Origin of the sequence: Halomonas halmophila, assembly GCF_006540005.1 — a bacterium.
Classification (GTDB): Bacteria; Pseudomonadota; Gammaproteobacteria; order Pseudomonadales; family Halomonadaceae; genus Halomonas; species Halomonas halmophila.
The window spans coordinates 25,512-44,584 of record NZ_BJOC01000011.1 but is presented as its reverse complement, the minus strand read 5'-3'; the positions used below and the strand labels follow the sequence as shown (position 1 = coordinate 44,584).

Below are 19,073 nucleotides of genomic sequence, written 5' to 3'. Positions count from 1 at the left end.
CTGGATGTGACGTCGTCTCAGTCTGCCGCCATAATGGTTCCTCAAGAAGAACCAATATCCCGCATTTGGAAGGAACCAGTGACCGATCCCAACGCCAACCGCCTGTGGATTCAGGAAGCCTTGAACCTGGAACTGGCCGCGCGCGACGCGCGCCCCCTCAGCCAGCGCCTCTACGATGCCTTGAGAAGCGGTATCCAACAGGGCCGGATGAGCGCCGGTCAGGCACTCCCCTCTTCTCGCCAGTTGGCCACCGAGCTGGGCATCGGCCGCAATACCGTCTTGAGCGCTGTCGACCGGCTGCTTGCCGAGGGCTTTCTGGTGTCCCGTCAGGGCGCGGGGGTCTTCGTCGCCGAATGGCAGTGGGCCCCCAGACCGTCATGCAACGCCGTCCCCGACACCGAGCTGTCGCTATCCCGTCGCGGCCAGCGATTGCTCGACTTCGCCGGCAGCACGGACGAGCGTCCGACCGCCTTCGCACCGGGCGTGCCGGCCCTGGACCAGTTTCCCCGCGAGCGTTGGCAACGCCTGCTGCGCCGCCATCAACAAGGCGCACCGCTCGAGTGGTTCGATTATCAGAGCGCCGGCGGTGTACGCGCCTTGCGCGACGCCCTGTGCGACTACCTGCAACTCTCGCGCTCGGTGCAATGTCGGCCGGAACAGATCCTCATCACCCAGGGGGCACAGCAGGGCTTCGAACTGATTGCACGCCTGCTGGCCGATGAGGGCGACCGCGTCTGGATGGAGGAGCCCGGCTATGGAGGCGCCCAGGCCTGCTTCGCCTCGGCCGGGCTGCAACTGGAACCCGTGGCGGTGGACGACGCCGGCATGGACGTGGCGTCCCTGCCGGATGCAACGCCCTCCCCCAGACTGATCTACCTGACGCCCTCGCACCAGTATCCGCTCGGCTCGACCCTCTCGCTGGCGCGCCGCACTGCCCTGCTGTGGCTGGCCCGGGCAAATGACGCCTGGATCATCGAGGACGACTACGACAGTGAGTTCCGCTACAGCAGTGCGCCCATCGCGTCCTTGCAGGGACTGATGGACAATGCACCGGTCATCTATGTCGGCACCTTCAGCAAGGTGCTCTACCCGGGGCTCAGGCTCGGTTATCTGGTGCTGCCCCCGTCTCTGGTCGCGCCCTTCCAGCGCCTCAATGCCCGCCTGCATCGCGAGGGCCAGTATGTGGCCCAGGCCGCACTGGCCGACTTCATCAGCGAGGGGCATTTCGCACGCCACGTGGCACGCATGCGCCAGTGCTACCGCCATCGTCAGGCCCTGCTGCGCAACGCCCTGGCCCCTGCCGTGCAACAGGGGCTGCGGCTGTCCTCCGGCCACGCCGGCATGCATCTGGTGGCCTTCCTGGAGAGCCACGCCCTCGAGAGCGAGCTGGTCGAACGCGCCAGGCAGGCCGACCTGCTGTTATCGCCGCTCTCCGCTTATTACCAGCAGGGTTCCGGACGCCCCGGGCTGGTACTCGGTTATGCCGGCGCCAGTGATGCCGACATCGAACGCGGCGGCCGTTGGCTCTGCGAGAACTGGATGGCCTGCATCGATCACCTGCCCACGGCCTGAATGGCGAGGCCATGACAGTGAACGGGCATGCCTCATCCCGCTGCCGATTCTCGCCCGTCAGGTGCGAGGCGATAACGATAGCCGACCCCGGACACCGTCTCGATACGCCCTGCCTGATCACCCAGCTTGCGCCGTAATCCGACCACTACGGCATCGACCTTGTTACTGCCCTCGGTGTAGCGGCTGCCCCATACCATGGCCAGCAGTCGCTCCCGCGCGAGCGCCTCGCCCGGGTGGTCGAGCAGACAGGCCAATACCCCGGCTTCCAGTGGCGTCAAACGGATGCGCCGATCCTGGCGGATCAGCTCGTGCGCCTGTCGATCGAGCATCAGCGTATCCCGCGGCACCCCGAGCTCTTCGGCCGCCAGACGTGCCAGCCAGCCATCCACCGAGCGGGGGCCGAAATCCAGAACCGCCGAGTGATAGGGGATTTCGTCCAGCGTCACGACCCGCTCCGCAAGCCGCCTGAAACCCAGCGTCTCGGCCACGGCGGCATAGGGCGCGAGATCGGCGAGGACCAGATAGACACGACGCAATGCCGGCCGCATGGCCATGTAGTCACGCTTCAGCGCCAGCCAGCAGGCCGCCTGCACCTCCCCCGGCTGTTCCCCTGCTTCGCGCCCCAGCCAGCGGCGGATGAAGAGTACCCGCTGCCCGGCGGGCAACGGATCCCCCACCAGGGCCTGGCACCAGGCCGCCGTCACCGGGTCCTCGGCCAGACACTCGGGCGGCGCCTGCGCCGGGTCGAAGCAACAACACAGGCCCTGGCACTCGCCCCGAGCATCGCGCACCACCCGGAAGGCCTCGGGCATCGCCTGCCACCAGCGCCATAGCGCCCGGGCGGCCTGCGGTCCCTCGTGGCGATCGATGATCGCTTTCAGCGAGGTGGCATCCTCGGCCCTGGCGGGCTCCACCGCCAGCTCGTTGCGGTCGGTGGGAAAGAAGGCCTCGCGCACCACGGGGTTCTCGATCAGATACAGCAGGTCCGCCGTGCATCGCCACAGCTCGCGACGCCCCGAGGCTGTCGTCTGCGCCACCAGCGCCTGCCAGGCGCGCGCCCGGTAGTCGGCGTGGCGCTGTGGGTCACGCGCGTGAAGGCTGCGACCGAGCGCTTCGCGCACCATGTCATGCAGCCTCAGGCCATCCGGCCAAGCCTCGACGACGTCCAGCGAACGCAGACTGGCGTAGGCGGCAGCGGACGAGGCGCCGGGAAACATCGCCTGCAACACGGGCTCCGAGACACGCCGCACCAGACTGGCGCCTTCCAGCAATTGACACTGGAAGTGCTCGGGAATATCGGCCAGATACAGCTCGGCAAGCTGATCCATGATCTCTTGCAGGGATGCCTCGGGCAGCCGGACATCCGGGTGCGCCGGCAATAGTGCGGCGGCCAGCCGGATGGCCAGTGGATGCCCGTGCAACCGCTGGCGCAGATGGCAGGCCTGCGCCGCGGAAAAGCCCAACCGCCGCAACCACGCCTCCGCCGCCGCGTCGGCCAGCGCTTCGAGATGCAAGCAGCGCACGGGTTCTGCATGGCCATCGAACCACCCGGTGGCCGGGCGATGACGGCCACTCAGCAACAGTCGTACGCCCTCGGGCAGCCGCGGTATCAGCGACTGGCGGAGCCACACCTCCAGCAGGCACAAGGATTCCATGGCATCCACGACGACGATCAGCGGCTCCTTGCGGCCGTCTCCGAGCAGTGCATCGAGCCGCCCCGATGCCGCCATTCGACACCCCGACACCTCTTGCAGGGCCGCCATGAAGCCATCGGGTGTCGGCTCCACCTCGCGACCATCGAGGCACAGGCATGGCACATCCACCTGCCCGACCTGGTGCACGAAGTGTCCCAGCAGCATGCTCTTGCCGATACCCGCCACGCCATGCAGCCATAGCACCCTGGGCCCCTGCTTATCCAGCAGTGCCATCAATTGCTCGAGCTCGACATCCCGGCCGACCATGAGCTCCCTGGTGCCCGGGATGAGTCCCGCCGGTTGTGTCATCGCCTCTCACCGCCTGCCGTGTCCTGTCAGATTAGCAAGGCCAGGTCCGCCTGACCCGGAGCAATCCTCATGGAATTCTCATCGACGCCTCGTGAATGCAGCTCCTCCAGGCGCTATACCTGAAGCAGAGGGCACGGGGGTGGTTTCTCCTGGATCGCCCAACGCCATTCACGCCTTCATCGAGGAGGACGAATCATGACTACCCAATGGCGAGTCGCAGGCACCTATTTCGAGGCCTGCACCTGCAAGGGGGCCTGCCCCTGCCTGTTTGGCGGCGACCCCACCGAAGGCAGTTGTGATGCGCTGTTCGCCTGGCACATCGCGCAAGGCCATATGGACGAGCTCGCCCTGGACGGCTTGAACCTGGCCATGGCACTGCATGTGCCGGGCAACATGACGGCCGGCGACTGGCGTGTCGTGGTCTATGTCGATGCCGACGCCAGCCAGCCACAACACGATGCGCTGATGCAGATCTTCGGCGGTTCCGTGGGCGGCCATCCGGCTACCCTGGCGGGCTTCGTCGGCGAGATCCTGGGCGTCGAGTCGCTGCCGATGCGCTATCTAATCGAGGGCCGCCATCACCGGCTCGACGTCGGCGACGTCGCGAGTGCTTCGCTGACGGCCATCGAGGGGCAGAATGGTGGCGAGGTCACGCTCAGCGGCCATCCGGTCGCCGTGGCACCGGGCAACAGCGGCACCTTGGCATGCTCGGAACATGTCTCGCATCAGGGCCACGGCCTCGACTGGCAATTCGGGGGACGCACCGCCTTCTATTCGGCCTTCCAGTACGAGGCGGCGTGATACGCCCGGGAGACATTCACCATGACCGCGCTGTCATTAGCCTCATTCCGCCAGGGTCAAGGCTGGCTACTCGCCGGCCTCAGCGTGGCGACACTACTCAGCTGGTGGTATCTGGTGCACATGGCCAACGGCATGCCGTCCATGCAGGGCCCGATGCCCTTTCGTCCATGGGCCACCTTGAGCATGTGGGTGGTGATGATGATCGCCATGATGCTGCCGAGTGCCGCACCCGGCATCATGATGCTGGCGGCGTCACGCCCTCAGGGTCGGCATGCCGTGCTCTTGCCTTACCTGTTCACGCTCGGCTACCTGCTGGCCTGGGTCGCTTACTCGGCCCTGGCGACGGCCGCACAATGGGGGCTGCATGCCTCGGACATGCTGACACCGGCCCAGGCGCTGCGCAGCGAGCTGCTCGCCGGCTTGATACTGGCGGCCGCCGGAATCTTCCAGTGGACACCCTGGAAGCAGGCCTGCCTGCGCTATTGTCGCAGCCCGATGGGCATGCTCGCCGAGGGCTTCCCGGGCACAGCCTGGCGCACCCTGACCGCCGGCATGCGGCTGGGACTCTATTGTGCGGGTTGCTGCTGGGCGCTGATGGCCCTGATGTTCGTCGGTGGCGTGATGAGCCTGGCCTGGATGGCCGCCTTGACGCTGATCATCCTGCTGGAAAAGCTCATCTCGCCCTGGCAGTGGCTGGCCAACCTGCTGGGCGGGGCACTGGCAGCTTACGGCGGCTGGCTAGTGTTCACCTGACAGAAACCTATACAGACAGGATACCTCATGACCAGAGCAACCCTCTCCGCCGGTGTCGTACATGACATTCCCGAGGACCTTGGGCAATGCCTCGTCGATGACGGCGCGGCACTGACGTTCTGGGAAGATATTACGCCCATCGCACGCAATGAGTGGATCTGTTGGGTAGAAGACGCCAAGAAATCCGAGACGAGACAGCGCCGAATCGAGAGAGTCCGCAACGATCTCAAGGCAGGGAAGCGTCGCCCATGCTGCTGGCCGGGTTGCCCACATCGATAGAAGGCGCCTCGGTGTTGCCGAGGGCCGGCACCGCCGTCTTCTGCCTACCGGCCTCTATCCATTCATGTGGTGATCACCAAAGCGCTCTTCATATATCGAGGTGACCCAGTCAAGGAAGACCCTCACACGAGGCGATAACTGCCGCCGCTGAGGGTAGACCGCGTACAGTGGCAGGGCCGGCTTGCGCCACTCGGGCAACACCTCCGTAAGCTCTCCCCGTTCAAGCATCGGCGCCACGGAAAAGCGCGGCAGTTGAATCATTCCGCAGCCCTGACGAGCACCTTCCACATAGCTCGATGCATCATTTACCGTGATCCAGTTACCGGCGTCGAAAGACCGGACCTGCCCCTCCACAATCACGTCCAGCGAGCTATCCACCGCCTTGCTGCCGGAGAAAAAGCCGATCACGTGATGCGCGTGGATCTCTTCCGGGTGGCTCGGAAAACCGGCGACCTCGAGATACTCGGGACTAGCACAGACCACCTGAGGCAATTCGGCCAGCTTGCGGGCAACCAGGCTGGAGTCCTCGGGGGCGCCGGCACGCAGTGCGCAATCCACCCCTTCCCCCACCAGGTCCACACGGCGATCACCACTGGTCAGCACCAGGTTCAGCCCGGGATAACGGCGATGAAAGGCCTGGATATGCGGCAGCACGAGCAACCTGGCATGGGTCCCGTGCATCTCGACACGCAATACGCCAGCGGGATTACTGGCCACCGGCTTGAGCGACGCCTCGGCATCTTCCAGTTCCGCCAGCAGATGGACACAGCGCTCATGAAATACTTCGCCCTCGAACGTGGGCCGTACCTGGCGCGTCGTTCGCTCCAGCAGGCGTACGCCCAGCCGGCTCTCCAACTGCTGGATGGCCAGCGTGGCGGTCGCTCGCGGAATATTGAGTCCGTTGGCCGCCCTGGTGAAGCTGCCACTCTCGACGATACGCACGAAGAGGGTCATCGCCTCGATTCGATCCATGCAAATTGTTTATTTCTGCTGAATAGAGTTCTCAGATTAGCTGATTTATTCAGCCTCCTCGAACAGCAATACTGCGCCCACTTACGATCAGGAGGAAACACTTCATGACGGCTACAACACAGAACGTCGCCCTGGTGACTGGCGCCTCTCGTGGCATCGGGCGCGCCATTGCCCTCAAGCTCGCCGAGGACGGCTTTGCCGTGGGTGTGAATTATGCCGGCAACGCAGGCATGGCCGACCAGGTCGTGGCCGATATCGAGGCAAACGGGGGACGCGCGATGGCGCTGCAAGCCGATATCGGCGACGCCGAATCGGTCGCCCGGCTCTTCGACACGATGCTCGAGACCTTCGGTCGCCTTGACGCAGTGGTCAACAACGCCGGCATCCTGCAGATGGCCGGCATCACCACCGACAATATCGAGGTCCTCGATCGCGCGCTTGCCACCAATCTACGCGGCAGCTGGCTGGTGATGGCCAAGGCCGCCGAAACCCTGAGCGAGGGTGGCCGGATCATCGCCCTCTCCTCCAGTGTGCTGGCCAGATCCTTTCCCGGCTATGGCGCCTACATCGCCAGCAAGGCGGGCGTCGAGGGCCTGGTGAAGGTGCTGGCCAACGAACTGCGCGGGCGTGATATTACGGTCAACGCCGTGGCCCCCGGTCCTGTCGCGACCGACCTATTCTTCCAGGGCAAGAGCGACGAGCAGGTCGAATCGATCGCCGCCATGGCACCGCTTGAACGTCTGGGCCAACCGAAAGAAATCGCCGACGCCATCGCCTTCCTGGCCGGCCCACAGGGTAGCTGGATCAACGCCCAGGTTCTGCGCGCCAACGGCGGCTTCGCCTGAAGCGGCCAGGATCCACCTTCAACCTCTCCGTGACGCCAGGCGATCGGCCAGCCGGGTCGACTCGGGAAGCTTGGTGCGTCCCAGGCGGGCCACTACCCAGTCGAGGGCCGTGGGCAGGCTGACGGCCATCGAGGGTCAGAACGGTGGCGAGGTCACGCTCAGCGGCCATCCGGTCGCCGTGGCACCGGGCAACAGCGGCACCCTGGCATGCTCGGAACATGTCGCGCATCAGGGCCACGGCCTCGACTGGCAATTCGGGGGACACACCGCCTTCTATTCGGCCTTCCAGTACGAGGCGGCGTGATACGCCCGGGAGACATTCACCATGACCGTGCTGTCATTAGTGTCATCCCGCCAGGGGCAAGGCTGGCTACTCGTCGCCGTGACGCTGATCATCCTGCTGGAAAAGCTCATCTCGCCCTGGCAGTGGCTGGCCAACCTGCTGGGCCTGGGGTTGATGGCGCTGGGCGTGTTGATACTGGTCGGCTAGGGAAACACGCAGACCGGAGCCTTGCCCGCTCACCTTGTGCCACGCAATGCCGTAAGGGACGCCGCCAGCCGCTCGGTGCCCAGCGCCTGCATGCTGGCGGCATTGCGCTCGGGGATATTCTCCGGGTCGGGATAATGCGCCAGCGCCCGTTCCAGCCCGGCCTCGCGAATCAGGTGCCACATCGGCCAGGGCGCGCGATTGGTGTAGTTGCGCGGCGAGTCGGCGTCCTCGCCCTCGAACTGATAATCCGGATGAAAGCTCGCCAGCTGGTAGATACCTTCATAGCCCTGCGACTCCATCAAGGTCTCGGCCAGCGCCAGATGATCCAGATAATCATCGAAGTCATCCAGACAACCTGTCAGCACCAGCAACGTGGTCTCGTCCTCGGGATGGCCGTCCAGGTGCCAGCATTCCTCCATCAGGCGCATCAGCGCGACTTCAGGCTCGGCCGCCTCAATGTTCACGTAACGCACGCTATCCCGCGCCACCTCCCGGCCGGCGAAGGGGCAGACCTCGCGGCCGACGACAAAGGACTCGACCCAGGCACGGGTCGCCTGGAGGGGATCAACGGGATCGGACATGAAGGGCTCGGCTGTGGCGGGAGTGAGGCGGCCAGTATAGCCGCTCGAGGGCACGCTGTATCGCCACATGGATAGTGACCCGACTACCCGCGGCGGCTCTGGCAATTTGCCCGGTGGGGCCATAAGGTAAACCCTTGACATTGGTCCATCAGGGAAGAGACGCCATGCAAGCCATTCTGGGTGCCAACGGCATCATCGCCAGAGAATTATCGACCTCACTCAAGGAAGCGGGACAGACCCTTCGGCAGGTCAGCCGTCAACCCCGACCGGTCTTCTCGGATGACGACCTGCATGCAGCGGACTTGCTCGATGCCGGCGCCGTTCAGAAGGCCGTGGCAGGCTGTGACGTGGCCTATCTGGTAGCCGGCCTGCCCTACGACGCGACTACCTGGAGTGCTCAATGGCCACGGATCATGCGTCACGTCATTGACGCCTGCAAACAGCACGACTGCCGACTCGTGTTTCTCGATAACGTCTACGCCTACGGACTCGTGAATGGCCCGATGACCGAAGCAACGCCTTTCAATCCGAATAGCCGCAAAGGCGAGGCGCGCGCCGAGACCGCCACACTCTTGCTGGACGAGATGCAGCGCGGAGAACTGCAGGCCCTGATCGCCCGCTCGGCAGACTTCTACGGCCCGGCCGCCACCCAGAGCTTTACCCACGCCACTATCTTCGCGCGTCTGGCGCAAGGCAGGCCCCCTCAATGGGCGGGCAATCCAGACGCCGAGCACACCTTCAATTTCACGCAGGATATCGGCCAAGCGCTGGCACGACTCGGCACTACCGCGGCGGCTTATGGCCAGACCTGGCACCTGCCTGCCGACAGCACGCCGATAAGCGGCAGGACATTTGCTCATCTAGCCTGCGAGCTTGCCGGCCAACCCGAAAAGGTCCAGGTCGCCCCGGCCTGGCTGTTGAGCTTGCTGGGCCTGGTCAACCCCATCATTCGCGAAAATCGGGAAATGATGTACCAGTTCGAGCATGACTACTGCTTCGACAGTCGCAAGATAGAGCGCCACTTCGGGCTTGTCGCCACCCCTTACCGGCAGGGCATTCAGGAAACCCTGCAGTACAGCAACGCCGATTGATGGCAACCCGTTCGGGTCATCCAGCCGTTGCCTGAGGCGTCACATGGCAGTACGCCGTGACGCCAGGCGATCGGCCATCCGGGTCGGCTCGGGCAGCTTGGTGCGTCCCAGGCAGGCCACTACCCAGTCGAGGGCCGTGGGCAGGCTGACGCGATGCCCGCTGGAAACGAACACCGGCTTGACGCCGGAACGCGAGCGCAGCACCGTGCCGATGGTCTCCTCCTTGTGTACCAGAGGCACCCGGTCGCCCCGCTCGTTGCCCGGCTCGACGTGATGCCCGCACAGCCGTGACTTGGCGATGCCGATGGTCGGCCGATCCAGCCACAGACCCAGATGGCTCGCCACCCCCAGCCGACGCGGATGCGCCAGCCCCTGGCCATCGACCATGATCAGCTCCGGCGAACTCGTCAGTCTATCGAAGGCGGCCAGTGCGGCGGGCAGCTCGCGAAACGATAGAAGTCCGGGAATGTATGGCAGGCGCGTCGGCTCGCGATGCACCACCTGCTCGACCCGTTCGAAGGCCCCATCGGTCCCCGGCGGCCAGGCGAGTACCACCACCGCCGCGCGGGTCACCTCGCCCCCCTGCTCGAAGCCGATATCCACGCCGGCAATGCGCGTCACCTCGGCCAGGCGGTCCTGACGCTCGACCCGGGCGGCCAACTGCTTCTGCAGGGCGATCGCCTCGCCAGGGTCGAGGTTCCAGTCGTGCAGCGCGGTTGGCGACATGAGGCCTCCCTGTCCTGTTGATCCGTCGGTGCGAGGCGCCCGCAACGCATTGCCCGACAATAAGCGCCTGATGCGCCAGCACCAATCGCGTTAGACTGGGCGCCCTTGTCCTGACGACACTGTTTCACGATCCGCCACCGGGGCGCCCATGTTGAGACTGATCCATACCGCTGACTGGCATCTGGGCCAGAGCTTCCACGGCCAGGAACGCCATACCGAACATCGTGCCTTTCTCGACTGGCTGCTCGAGACCCTGGTCGAGCGCGATGCCGATGCCCTGCTGGTGGCCGGCGATATCTTCGATGTGGTCAATCCCTCGCTGCGCGCTCAGGAGCTGTTGTACGACTTCATCGTCAGCGCCCATGAGCGTCTGCCACAACTCGACATTGTATTGATCGCCGGCAATCACGACAGCGGCAATCGCATCGAATTGCCGGCGCCCCTGATGCGCCGCCTGCGTACTCATGCGGTGGGGCGTGTGGCATGGCGCGACGACGGCGAGCTGGATGCCGACCACCTGCTGGTGCCGCTGCATGATAAAAGCGGCGAGACGCAGGCCTGGTGCCTGGCGCTGCCCTTTCTGCGCCCCGCCGAGGTCACCGGTGGCGAGGCCCAGGATTATGTCGGCGGTATCTCGCAGGTTCACCAGGCACTGATCGATGCCGCGCGTCAGCGCCGGCAAGCCGGCCAGGCGCTGATCGCCATGAGCCATGCCCATCTGCATGGCGCCACGGTCTCGGAAGCCAGCGAGCGCCCCATCGTGATCGGCGGCGAGGAGTCCATCCCGGCAACGCTTTTCCCCGCGGACATCGCCTATGTGGCGCTGGGCCACCTGCATCGCGCCCAGCAGGTCGGCGAGGCGCGCATCCGCTACAGCGGCAGCCCCTTGCCGCTGGACTTCAGCGAGGTCGGCTATCCGCATCAGGTGGTCGAGGTGCAGCTCGAAGGCGAGCAGCTCGCCGGCCTCGAGTCAGTGCCCATCCCCCGTGCGGTAGCCATGCATCGCCTGGGCCCGGCCGCACTGGACGAGGTGCTGGATGAACTGGCGGCCCTGGAGGACGACCCTGAATTGCCGCGCGAGCACTGGCCCTGGCTGGAAGTCAGCGTCCAGCTGGATGCCCCGGTGCCCGACCTGCGCGCCCGCCTCGACGCGGCGCTGGAAGGCCGGGCGCTGCGTCTGCTGCGCCTCACCCGACAACTGCCCGACACCACCGGCGACGCTGCCCCGCAGCGGGTCGACCTGGAATCCCTGGGGCCGCGCAAGCTCTTCGAACGCACCTGGCAGAGCCGCTGGGACACGCCGCCGGATGACGACGTCCTGGCCGACTTCGATCGCCTGCATCAGGAAGTGCTCGACGACACGGAGGGCAACGCATGAAGATCCTCGCCCTGCGCCTGGAAAACCTCGCCTCTCTGCCCGGCCCGCTGGAACTCGACTTTACCGCCGAGCCCCTGGCTCATGCCGGCCTGTTCGCCATCACCGGCCCCACCGGGGCGGGCAAGAGCACCCTGCTCGATGCGCTGTGCCTGGCGCTCTACGGCAACACGCCGCGCCTGCGCCAGGCCCCCAATCGCGACAGCCAGGTGGATGACCCGGCCGGCGATCCAGTGACCACCAGCGACCCCCGAACCCTACTGCGTCGCGGCACCGCCAGCGGCCATGCCGAGGTCGATTTCGTCGGCCGCGATGGCCGCCGCTACCGGGCCCGCTGGGCGGTACGCCGCGCCCGCTACAAGGCCGACGGCCGCCTGCAGAGCGTCGATCAATCGCTGCGCGACCTCGAGGATGACCGCCTGCTGACCACCCAGAAACGGGAGTTCGACAAACAGCTTCCCGAACGCCTGGGTCTGACCTTCGAGCAGTTCACCCGGGCCGTTCTGCTGGCCCAGAGCGAGTTCTCCGCCTTTCTCAAGGCCGATGACAACGAGCGCAGCGACCTGCTCGAACGCCTCACCGGGACGGCGAAGTACTCCGCCATCTCGCGCGCCGCCTACCGGCGTGCCAGCGAGGCGAAGCGCCACCTGGACGCTCTGGAAAGCCGCCTCGCCGATGACCTGCCGGCCGACCCCGAGAGCCGGGCGCAACTCGAGCACAATGCCCGGGAGGCCGGCGAGCAGTTGCGGCAACTGGAGCAGCAACGCCAGCAACAACAAACCCGCCAGGGCTGGCACGAGACCGACGCACGTCTTCGCGAGGCGCTGGACCAGGGCCTCCACCAGCAACAAGAAGCGGAACATGCCTGGCAGGCCCTGGCCGGGGCGCGCGAGGATCAGGCATGGCGCCGCGTCATCCTGCCGCAACGCCATCTCCTGCAACGCCAGGCCGACCTCCCCGACCTGATCGCCCGGCAGCAAGCCGATCACGCCCAAACCCTCGAGGCGCTGGGCGAAGCCGAGGCGAAACTGGCGCAGCAACGACAAGCGCACGAGACCGCCGAGCAGGCCCTGCAGGCCGCCCGGGAAGCTCGTCAACAGGCCGAGCCGGCCCTGCGCGAGGCTCGCCGGCACGCGACGGACCTGGCCAGCCTGGAACAGCAGGTAAGCGACAAGGAAAGGCTCCGAACCGAGCGCCAACAGCAACTCGCCACCCTGGATGCCGAGCACCGCCAGGCCGCCAGCGCACACCAGCAGCGCCGCCAACAGCAGGCAGAGTGGCAGGCCACCCTGACCGAGCTGCTGGGCGATGACGACGACCTCGAGACCGCCCGACAAGCGGCCCGGCAGGCCTTCGACGCGGCCGCCAAGCGTCAACTGGCGCTAGACGAGCTGACCCGCCACTGGCAGGCCTTTCAACAGGCCGAGACCCGCTATCAGCACCTCAGCGAACACATTGAGCAGACGGAGCCACAGCTGCAGCAACGGCTGGAGCAGGGCCAGCAGGCCCGCCATCGACTCGCGGTGGCAGACACCCGACTGGATACACTCAATACCGCCATCGAGCGCAGCCGTGCGGTGCGCAGCGAGACGGTCATTGCACTGCGCCAGGCCCTGACCGAGGACGCGCCATGCCCGGTGTGCGGCGGTTTGGAGCATCCCTGGCGACACCACCCACCGACTACCCCCGAGGCCGAACAGCTGGCCGCCCAGCAACAGGACGAAGAACGCCAGCTTCAGGAAGCCCGGGATGCCCTGGAACAGGCCCGCCAGGAACGCGACCGACTCGACGGCGACTACAGCGCCCTCGAGGCCTCGCTCAAGCAGCATCGTCAGGAGGCTCAGGAAGCCCGGGAGCAGCATCAGGCAAGCCACCAGACCCTGCAGCGTCAGACCCTCTACGCCGAGCTCGAGCCCATCGAGGTGGATCGGCGCGCTACCTGGCTCGCCGAGCAGCTCGACCAGAGCCAGGCCGATCGAGCGCATCACGAAGCCACGCTGGGCCGCCTGCAGCAGGCCGAACAGGCACTCGAGCCGCTGAAGCAGGCCCTGCAGGAAGACGCCACCCAGCTCGCGCGTTTCGAGACGCGCCGCGAAAGTCTCGACGGCGAGCTCCACGAACTAGCCGAGCAGTTGCCACCTCTACAGACACAACGGGATGAACTCGCCGAACGCCTGGCCACGCTGCTGGGACAACACGCCTCGGCGGATGCCTGGCAACAGCATCTCGACGAAGCCCAGGCGTCCGCCTATCAGGCGCGGGACAACGCCCTGGCGCAATCCAACCAGGCGCAGCAGGAAGTACAGCGGCTGACCCAGCAGCGCGATCATCAACAGCGCCAGCTGGATGCGCTCGTGCAGGAAAGCGACAGCCTGGCAAGCCAGCTGACCGAATGGCGACAGGCTCACCCCAATCTGGATGACGCCACCCTGACACGCCTGCTGGCGCAATCCGAGGCCGAGGCAGAGCGCCAGGAACAGCAGCTGAACGACGCTGAGCAGGCCCGCCAACAGGCCGCCGCCACCCTGGCCGAGCGTCGCCAGGCGCTGATCGCACAACGCCGCGACCAGGCGTTGCTGGCGTCGCCGCATGACGAGGCCGCGCTGCTCGGCGACGACGTAACCCAGACCATCGTGGAGCGTTTCGAGGCCCTGGAACAGGAGCGACAAGCGCTGACACCGCAACTCGAAAGTGCCCAGCAGCAACGCGATGACGCCCAGCACGCCCTGCGCGACGACGATCGCCGACGCGAACGCCAGCAACAGGGCCAGGCGCAACTCGAGGCGGCCCGTCAGGAGTATCGCCGCTGGGGGCGCATCAGCGAGTTGATCGGCTCCGCCGACGGCAAGACCTTCCGGCGGATTGCCCAGGCCTACAACCTGGAACAGTTGCTGGAACACGCCAATGCCCACCTGCATGGCCTGAGTCGACGCTACCAACTGGTACGCGGCGGCAGCGAACTCGGCCTGCTGGTCATCGATCGCGACATGGGCGACGAGCGACGCTCCGTGCATTCGCTCTCCGGCGGCGAGACCTTCCTGGTGTCACTGGCGCTGGCGCTGGGGCTGGCCTCCATGGCCTCCGGCGAACTGGTGATCGAATCGCTGTTCATCGACGAGGGCTTCGGCAGCCTCGACCCCGACTCCCTGGCCCTGGCCATGGATGCCCTCGACGGCCTCCAGGCCCTGGGGCGCCGGGTCGGCGTCATCTCGCATGTGCAGGAAATGCATGAACGCATCCCGGTACAGATTCACGTCTCACCCGAGGGTAACGGCACCAGCCGTGCCACACTGGTGAGTCATTGACACGCAAGGAGGTGGCGCCATGAAAATTGCGGCCGGTGTGATATTGGTTATCGGGTTGGTGCTGACCTCAGCACTGGTCATGGCACTGATCTTCGGTGGCCCTTCCCAGCCTCCCGCCATGGCCGGCATCAACGAGCCCTTCAAGAACCTGGACTACAGCGATCTGCCGGCGCTGGACCACTACCAGGCGCGTGATGGCAGCCAGCTCGCCTACCGGCACTACCCGGCCGCGACCAACGATGACGCCAGCAACGGTAGCGTGGTGCTACTGCATGGTTCATCCGCCGACAGCCGCAGCCTGCATCCCCTCGCCATGGCTTATGCCGAGGCCGGCTTCAACGCCTATGCGCTGGATGTTCGCGGCCACGGCGACTCGGGCCCACGGGGCGATATTACTTACATCGGCCAGCTGGAAGACGACCTGGAGGACTTCGTCGACGCGGTGAATCCCGACACACCGCTCACCCTGACCGGCTTCTCCGCCGGGGGCGGCTTCGCCCTGCGTATCGCCGGCAGCGAGCGCTCGGACCTCTTCGCTCACTACCTGCTGCTGTCCCCTTTCATCAGTCAGGAGGCACCAACCCACCGCCCCGGCACCGGTGGCTGGACCAATGTCGGCATTCCTCGCTACATCAGCATCGCGCTGCTCAACCAGCTGGGCATCAGCGCCTTCAATCACCTGCCCGTGGTGCGCTTTGCCCTGGCCGAGGATGCCCAGAGCCTGCTCACCCCAGCCTATTCCTTCAGTCTGGCCCAGAACTACCGCCCCCAAGCCGACTACCGCGCCACCCTCCAGGCCATCGACCAACCCACACGGTTGATCGCCGGTCGTGATGATCAGGTCCTGGACTCGACACAATTCGAGACGGTGTTCCAACACGCCAGCCGCGATGTGCCGGTCACCCTGCTACCCGGCATCGGTCATGTCGGCCTAGTGGTCGCACCCGATGCTCTCGAGGCGATCATCGCCGAGACGCAGGAGTTCGTAGCTCCCGACGAACAGTGATCGGTTCCGGAGTGAAGAAGTTGGATAGCTCTCTTGGCACTCACTTTTTGTCGTGTTGCGAGCATGAAGAGACCCATTTGGCCAAGCTCCCGCCGACAAGAGGCAGTATGCAGAGGAGAACGCTTGTCACGAGTCCCAGCAGGAACCATTCCCTCGTCCCGCTTGAGCCGAACGCATAGGCATACAGGTTTTGCCCCGCGTATATGCCGGCCACTAACCACCAGAGCAGCACATGTTTTTTCCTGCAGCCCGTATAGAGGGCAAAAGCCAGCATCAAGGCCTGACCAGCCGCCAATCCGACAAGCGTGTCAAATGGCTCGAACTGATCCGAGACCAACGGACAAACGGCCCAACTGAACGCCCCCAGCAAAGCCCCCAGCAGAAAATGACGTAGTCCATCCATAAAACGCTTGTCCATGTTGAATATTTCGCGATATCTCGAACCTGAGGAAGGATTCGCGCCCCCGCTGGGGCGCCAATGAGAAGCGGACCTTAAAAGCCGATATCCTTGGTAGTGGCTCGACACCTTCTCGATGGCCGGGATTGTCGATTCCTCGCGCGGGCCATACCGTGCCATGACATGATGTTTCCCCATTTTCCGTCGACCCGAGAGGAACCCAGGATGGCAGAAGACGCCACCAATTCGACACGCAGCCTGCTGATCACCGGCTGCTCGAGCGGCATCGGACATGCCGCCGCGCACACCATGCAGGCTCGCGGCTGGCGCGTATTTGCCACTGTTCGAAAGGACAGCGACGTCACACGGCTCAAGCAAGAAGGCCTGGAGGCACTCCAGCTCGACCTGGCGGATAGCGCCTCGATCGAGGCCGCGCTGGCAGACATCAGCCAGCGCACCGGTGGTGAGCTCACGGCACTCTTCAACAACGGCGCCTATGGCCAGCCCGGCGCGGTCGAGGATCTGACGCGCGACGTGCTGCGCCAGCAGCTCGAAACCAATCTGCTTGGCACTCATGAACTGACCACGCGAGTGCTGCCGATGATGCGCGCTCAGGGCCATGGCCGAATCGTGCACAACAGCTCGGTCCTGGGCATCGCCGCCCTGCCCTATCGCGGCGCCTATGTGTGCTCCAAGTTTGCCCTCGAAGGCTTGACCGATACGCTGCGTCAGGAGCTCGTCGGTAGCGGTGTTCATGTCAGTCTGATTCAACCTGGCCCGATCACCAGCCGCTTTCGCGAGAATTCCTACCGCGCCTTCAAGGCCAATATCGACACCACCCACAGCGCGCATGCCGAGACCTACCGCAAGGTGGAAGCACGGCTGGTCAGTGAGGACGGCAAGACATCCTTCACGCTCGGGGCCGACGCCGTGGTCAAGAAACTTGTTCACGCCCTGGAACACCCTCGCCCCAAGCCCCGCTATGCGGTCACGCTGCCCACCCACCTGTTCGCCGCCCTCAAGCGGTTACTCAGCACGCGGGGCATGGACCGAGTGCTGCTGCGCTCGACCCGGAACGAGCGTGAATAAACTGCCATGCGAGGCGCCACACATCGGCAGCCGCTTTCCTGCTCGGCCCCAACGGTGGCGCCAGACTCATTGGCATATCCTGTCCCGACCACCCTGCTTGGCTCGGTACAGGGCAGCATCAACACGTGCCAGCAGACTCTCGAGTGACTCACCACACTCGTACCTGGCGATACCCACGCTGACACTGAGCGTGAAGGGTTCGCCCTTGACCGGATCCACCGGTGTCACTCGCAGCTCCCGCCTCAGTTGATCGCCGAACTCCCATCCATCTTCCAGCGTCGCCCCGGGAAACACGAAAAGGAACTCTTCGCCTCCCACTCGGCCACAGAAGTCCGTTTTTCTGCCCAGTCCAACCGCAATGCGCGCAAAGGCACCCAGCGCCATATCCCCCACCGCGTGTCCCCATTGATCATTGATATTCTTGAAGTAATCAACATCGATCGAAAGAACCGTAAGCGCAAACCCGGAACGATTCGATATTTCCATGAGATCACTCAGCCGCTCCCAGGTAGCACGACGATTCGGTAAGCCCGTCAACTCATCAGTACTGGCCAGCGCCAGGATTTCCTCTTCGAATATCTGCCTGTAAAGAAAATAGCTGACGGTGTCGGACAATAAGCCCATGAGAATGACATCATCCCTGGAGAAGGGTTCGGTGGGTAAGTGGCCGGAAAAATTGAGCGTCCCATACCTCTCTCCGCTCACCCATACCGGGCTTCCGATATAGGACCCTATTTCCATGGACTGGTAACAGGGATGACGTCTCATTCTGCCTTTTCCCACGCAACAAAAGCTCACCGTTTGCCTGGCATCAAGAGTGTATTCGCAACAGGTACCCGATACCTCAAAGCGTTCCCCAGGCTTCAGCTGATTCCAGCAATCCACACAGTGTTCGACAATATAGTCGTTACCCACCACGCGAGATAGAATGGCGACTTCGAGCCCAAAATGGCGCAGGCCAAGCCGCAGCAATGATTCAATCTTGTGGCTGTCGGAAAGGATGAGGTCGGACGTTATGGTGTGTACTTTCTGCAATGTTTCCAGAGAATTATCCGCAGATCGAGCGGGACGGATAATGCCGGTAAAGCCAACCACACTGCCTGTTTTAGCACGCATGGCCGCCGCTGTCGTCAACCCGAGAAAACGCTCTCCACCCGCGCGTCGATATGCAACCCGGTACGTTTCCGTGGCCAGCTTGCTGGCGGCATTGTAACGCTTACGCCCTTGCTCCGAATATTCACCTTCATCGGCGTACAGCAGTCTAGTCTCTTTACCCAGCAATTCATCGACCGAGTAACCGAAGAGCACTTCTGCCGCCGAATTGACGTACACCATACTTCGATTGGCATCGGCCACAATAACGGCTTCCGAGAAATTATCGAATATCTCGGTCAGCAAGAGCGGCGATATGGAATTGACTCCGCTCTCGGAAAACCCCCGCTTTCCCGCACTTGCTTTCTTATACGTTTTCATGGACGCCCCTGACAGAACCATCTGCTCAACCTTGCATTTCTTCAATAGCCTGCGATTGAATCAAGCGGCGCAGATGGCATGCTATTTTTCTCATGGTCAGCCATGGGGTGAACAGCTGGCACGATCAGCTGTTCACGGCGTCTCTTCTCCTGTCATTTACCAGTGTCATTCTATTGAGTGTAGCAACCGAGGGCGGATATCAAGGTGCCTGATCGCATCGCGTCGCCTTCCTGAACTTCGCCGTCATTCGAGGCGTATCAGACATCAAGCGCCGAGCGAGTGGCCTCCAGCTTATCCGCCCGTTCTCGGGCATGC

18 protein-coding genes and 1 pseudogene are annotated in these 19,073 nt (G+C 64.4%); 12 read left to right on the top strand and 7 right to left on the bottom strand.

Going from position 1 to position 19,073, the window contains the following annotated elements:
* Positions 1-78 precede the first annotated feature (78 nt).
* The gene (gene pdxR / locus HHA01_RS02960) at positions 79-1,572 is read left to right on the top strand and encodes a MocR-like pyridoxine biosynthesis transcription factor PdxR (protein WP_373862924.1); all 1,494 of its coding nucleotides are present in this window, start codon (positions 79-81) and stop codon (positions 1,570-1,572) included.
* Between the two features lie 32 nt (positions 1,573-1,604).
* On the opposite strand, the gene HHA01_RS02955 is transcribed toward pdxR, so the two are convergent.
* On the bottom strand, positions 1,605-3,575 hold the full coding sequence (locus tag HHA01_RS02955) for a winged helix-turn-helix domain-containing protein (protein ID WP_141317623.1): 1,971 nt from the start codon (positions 3,573-3,575) through the stop codon (positions 1,605-1,607).
* A gap of 195 nt (positions 3,576-3,770) precedes the next feature.
* On the opposite strand from HHA01_RS02955, the gene HHA01_RS02950 reads away from it, so the two are divergent.
* The 3 genes from HHA01_RS02950 to HHA01_RS02940 are packed head-to-tail and all read left to right on the top strand — an operon-like array spanning position 3,771 to position 5,408.
* Positions 3,771-4,376 (top strand): DUF1326 domain-containing protein, encoded by a 606-nt coding sequence (locus HHA01_RS02950; RefSeq protein ID WP_141317622.1) that lies wholly within the window; start codon positions 3,771-3,773, stop codon positions 4,374-4,376.
* 21 nt (positions 4,377-4,397) lie between these two features.
* Entirely contained in the window at positions 4,398-5,129 is a 732-nt protein-coding gene (locus tag HHA01_RS02945; RefSeq protein WP_141317621.1) for a DUF2182 domain-containing protein, read from the top strand.
* A 27-nt stretch (positions 5,130-5,156) separates the two neighbouring features.
* Positions 5,157-5,408 carry a YdeI/OmpD-associated family protein gene (locus HHA01_RS02940; protein ID WP_141317620.1) on the top strand — a complete coding sequence of 84 codons (252 nt, stop codon included), beginning with the start codon at positions 5,157-5,159 and terminating at the stop codon, positions 5,406-5,408.
* Positions 5,409-5,462: 54 nt separating this feature from the next.
* Here the strand turns inward: HHA01_RS02940 and HHA01_RS02935 are convergent, their stop codons facing one another.
* Entirely contained in the window at positions 5,463-6,380 is a 918-nt protein-coding gene (locus HHA01_RS02935; RefSeq protein WP_141317619.1) for a LysR family transcriptional regulator, read from the bottom strand.
* Positions 6,381-6,484: 104 nt separating this feature from the next.
* On the opposite strand from HHA01_RS02935, the gene HHA01_RS02930 reads away from it, so the two are divergent.
* On the top strand, positions 6,485-7,225 hold the full coding sequence (locus HHA01_RS02930; protein WP_141317618.1) for an SDR family oxidoreductase: 741 nt from the start codon (positions 6,485-6,487) through the stop codon (positions 7,223-7,225).
* Positions 7,226-7,243: 18 nt separating this feature from the next.
* Here HHA01_RS02930 and HHA01_RS14895 read toward each other — a convergent pair.
* Positions 7,244-7,345 (bottom strand): annotated as a pseudogene (locus HHA01_RS14895) (endonuclease V); the annotation flags it as partial.
* Here HHA01_RS14895 and HHA01_RS02920 point away from each other — a divergent pair.
* Positions 7,299-7,529: a hypothetical protein gene (locus tag HHA01_RS02920; RefSeq protein WP_174787707.1), complete on the top strand. Its 231-nt coding sequence runs from the start codon at positions 7,299-7,301 to the stop codon at positions 7,527-7,529. The pseudogene HHA01_RS14895 and the gene HHA01_RS02920 overlap by 47 nt on opposite strands.
* 21 nt (positions 7,530-7,550) lie before the next feature.
* Positions 7,551-7,715, top strand: a complete 165-nt coding sequence (locus tag HHA01_RS14735; protein WP_170214823.1) for a hypothetical protein — start codon at positions 7,551-7,553, stop codon at positions 7,713-7,715.
* A gap of 29 nt (positions 7,716-7,744) precedes the next feature.
* Here the strand turns inward: HHA01_RS14735 and HHA01_RS02915 are convergent, their stop codons facing one another.
* Positions 7,745-8,296 (bottom strand): DUF1415 domain-containing protein, encoded by a 552-nt coding sequence (locus HHA01_RS02915; protein ID WP_141317617.1) that lies wholly within the window; start codon positions 8,294-8,296, stop codon positions 7,745-7,747.
* A 164-nt stretch (positions 8,297-8,460) separates the two neighbouring features.
* Here HHA01_RS02915 and HHA01_RS02910 point away from each other — a divergent pair, with 164 nt between their 5' ends.
* Positions 8,461-9,387 carry an NAD-dependent epimerase/dehydratase family protein gene (locus HHA01_RS02910; protein WP_141317616.1) on the top strand — a complete coding sequence of 309 codons (927 nt, stop codon included), beginning with the start codon at positions 8,461-8,463 and terminating at the stop codon, positions 9,385-9,387.
* Positions 9,388-9,426: 39 nt separating this feature from the next.
* On the opposite strand, the gene nfi is transcribed toward HHA01_RS02910, so the two are convergent.
* Positions 9,427-10,113 carry a deoxyribonuclease V gene (gene nfi, locus HHA01_RS02905; RefSeq protein ID WP_141317615.1) on the bottom strand — a complete coding sequence of 229 codons (687 nt, stop codon included), beginning with the start codon at positions 10,111-10,113 and terminating at the stop codon, positions 9,427-9,429.
* Positions 10,114-10,261: 148 nt separating this feature from the next.
* Here nfi and HHA01_RS02900 point away from each other — a divergent pair, with 148 nt between their 5' ends.
* Genes HHA01_RS02900 through HHA01_RS02890 form a run of 3 tightly spaced genes read left to right on the top strand, consistent with a single transcriptional unit; the run spans position 10,262 to position 15,799 of the window.
* Complete coding sequence (locus HHA01_RS02900; protein ID WP_141317614.1) at positions 10,262-11,491, top strand: exonuclease SbcCD subunit D C-terminal domain-containing protein; 1,230 nt, start codon at positions 10,262-10,264, stop codon at positions 11,489-11,491.
* Complete coding sequence (locus HHA01_RS02895; RefSeq protein WP_141317613.1) at positions 11,488-14,793, top strand: AAA family ATPase; 3,306 nt, start codon at positions 11,488-11,490, stop codon at positions 14,791-14,793. The genes HHA01_RS02900 and HHA01_RS02895 overlap by 4 nt, the downstream gene beginning before the upstream one ends.
* A gap of 19 nt (positions 14,794-14,812) precedes the next feature.
* Positions 14,813-15,799: an alpha/beta hydrolase gene (locus tag HHA01_RS02890; protein ID WP_218023775.1), complete on the top strand. Its 987-nt coding sequence runs from the start codon at positions 14,813-14,815 to the stop codon at positions 15,797-15,799.
* Between the two features lie 40 nt (positions 15,800-15,839).
* On the opposite strand, the gene HHA01_RS02885 is transcribed toward HHA01_RS02890, so the two are convergent.
* Positions 15,840-16,217, bottom strand: coding sequence for a hypothetical protein (locus tag HHA01_RS02885; protein WP_141317612.1), 378 nt, complete (start codon positions 16,215-16,217; stop codon positions 15,840-15,842).
* Positions 16,218-16,421: 204 nt separating this feature from the next.
* Between HHA01_RS02885 and HHA01_RS02880 the strand changes: the two genes are divergently transcribed.
* Positions 16,422-17,285, top strand: a complete 864-nt coding sequence (locus tag HHA01_RS02880) for an SDR family oxidoreductase (protein ID WP_141317611.1) — start codon at positions 16,422-16,424, stop codon at positions 17,283-17,285.
* Between the two features lie 66 nt (positions 17,286-17,351).
* On the opposite strand, the gene HHA01_RS02875 is transcribed toward HHA01_RS02880, so the two are convergent.
* Positions 17,352-18,758 carry a bifunctional diguanylate cyclase/phosphodiesterase gene (locus HHA01_RS02875; RefSeq protein WP_141317610.1) on the bottom strand — a complete coding sequence of 469 codons (1,407 nt, stop codon included), beginning with the start codon at positions 18,756-18,758 and terminating at the stop codon, positions 17,352-17,354.
* Between the last annotated feature and the right edge of the window lie 315 nt (positions 18,759-19,073).

Coding starts and splice junctions, on each gene's coding strand:
- HHA01_RS02955 (WP_141317623.1), bottom strand. CDS start 3,575: ATGACACAACCGGCGGGACTCATCCCGGGCACCAGGGAGCTCATGGTC.
- HHA01_RS02950 (WP_141317622.1), top strand. CDS start 3,771: ATGACTACCCAATGGCGAGTCGCAGGCACCTATTTCGAGGCCTGCACC.
- HHA01_RS02945 (WP_141317621.1), top strand. CDS start 4,398: ATGACCGCGCTGTCATTAGCCTCATTCCGCCAGGGTCAAGGCTGGCTA.
- HHA01_RS02940 (WP_141317620.1), top strand. CDS start 5,157: ATGACCAGAGCAACCCTCTCCGCCGGTGTCGTACATGACATTCCCGAG.
- HHA01_RS02935 (WP_141317619.1), bottom strand. CDS start 6,380: ATGGATCGAATCGAGGCGATGACCCTCTTCGTGCGTATCGTCGAGAGT.
- HHA01_RS02930 (WP_141317618.1), top strand. CDS start 6,485: ATGACGGCTACAACACAGAACGTCGCCCTGGTGACTGGCGCCTCTCGT.
- HHA01_RS14735 (WP_170214823.1), top strand. CDS start 7,551: ATGACCGTGCTGTCATTAGTGTCATCCCGCCAGGGGCAAGGCTGGCTA.
- HHA01_RS02915 (WP_141317617.1), bottom strand. CDS start 8,296: ATGTCCGATCCCGTTGATCCCCTCCAGGCGACCCGTGCCTGGGTCGAG.
- HHA01_RS02910 (WP_141317616.1), top strand. CDS start 8,461: ATGCAAGCCATTCTGGGTGCCAACGGCATCATCGCCAGAGAATTATCG.
- nfi (WP_141317615.1), bottom strand. CDS start 10,113: ATGTCGCCAACCGCGCTGCACGACTGGAACCTCGACCCTGGCGAGGCG.
- HHA01_RS02900 (WP_141317614.1), top strand. CDS start 10,262: ATGTTGAGACTGATCCATACCGCTGACTGGCATCTGGGCCAGAGCTTC.
- HHA01_RS02895 (WP_141317613.1), top strand. CDS start 11,488: ATGAAGATCCTCGCCCTGCGCCTGGAAAACCTCGCCTCTCTGCCCGGC.
- HHA01_RS02890 (WP_218023775.1), top strand. CDS start 14,813: ATGAAAATTGCGGCCGGTGTGATATTGGTTATCGGGTTGGTGCTGACC.
- HHA01_RS02885 (WP_141317612.1), bottom strand. CDS start 16,217: ATGGACAAGCGTTTTATGGATGGACTACGTCATTTTCTGCTGGGGGCT.
- HHA01_RS02880 (WP_141317611.1), top strand. CDS start 16,422: ATGGCAGAAGACGCCACCAATTCGACACGCAGCCTGCTGATCACCGGC.
- HHA01_RS02875 (WP_141317610.1), bottom strand. CDS start 18,758: ATGAAAACGTATAAGAAAGCAAGTGCGGGAAAGCGGGGGTTTTCCGAG.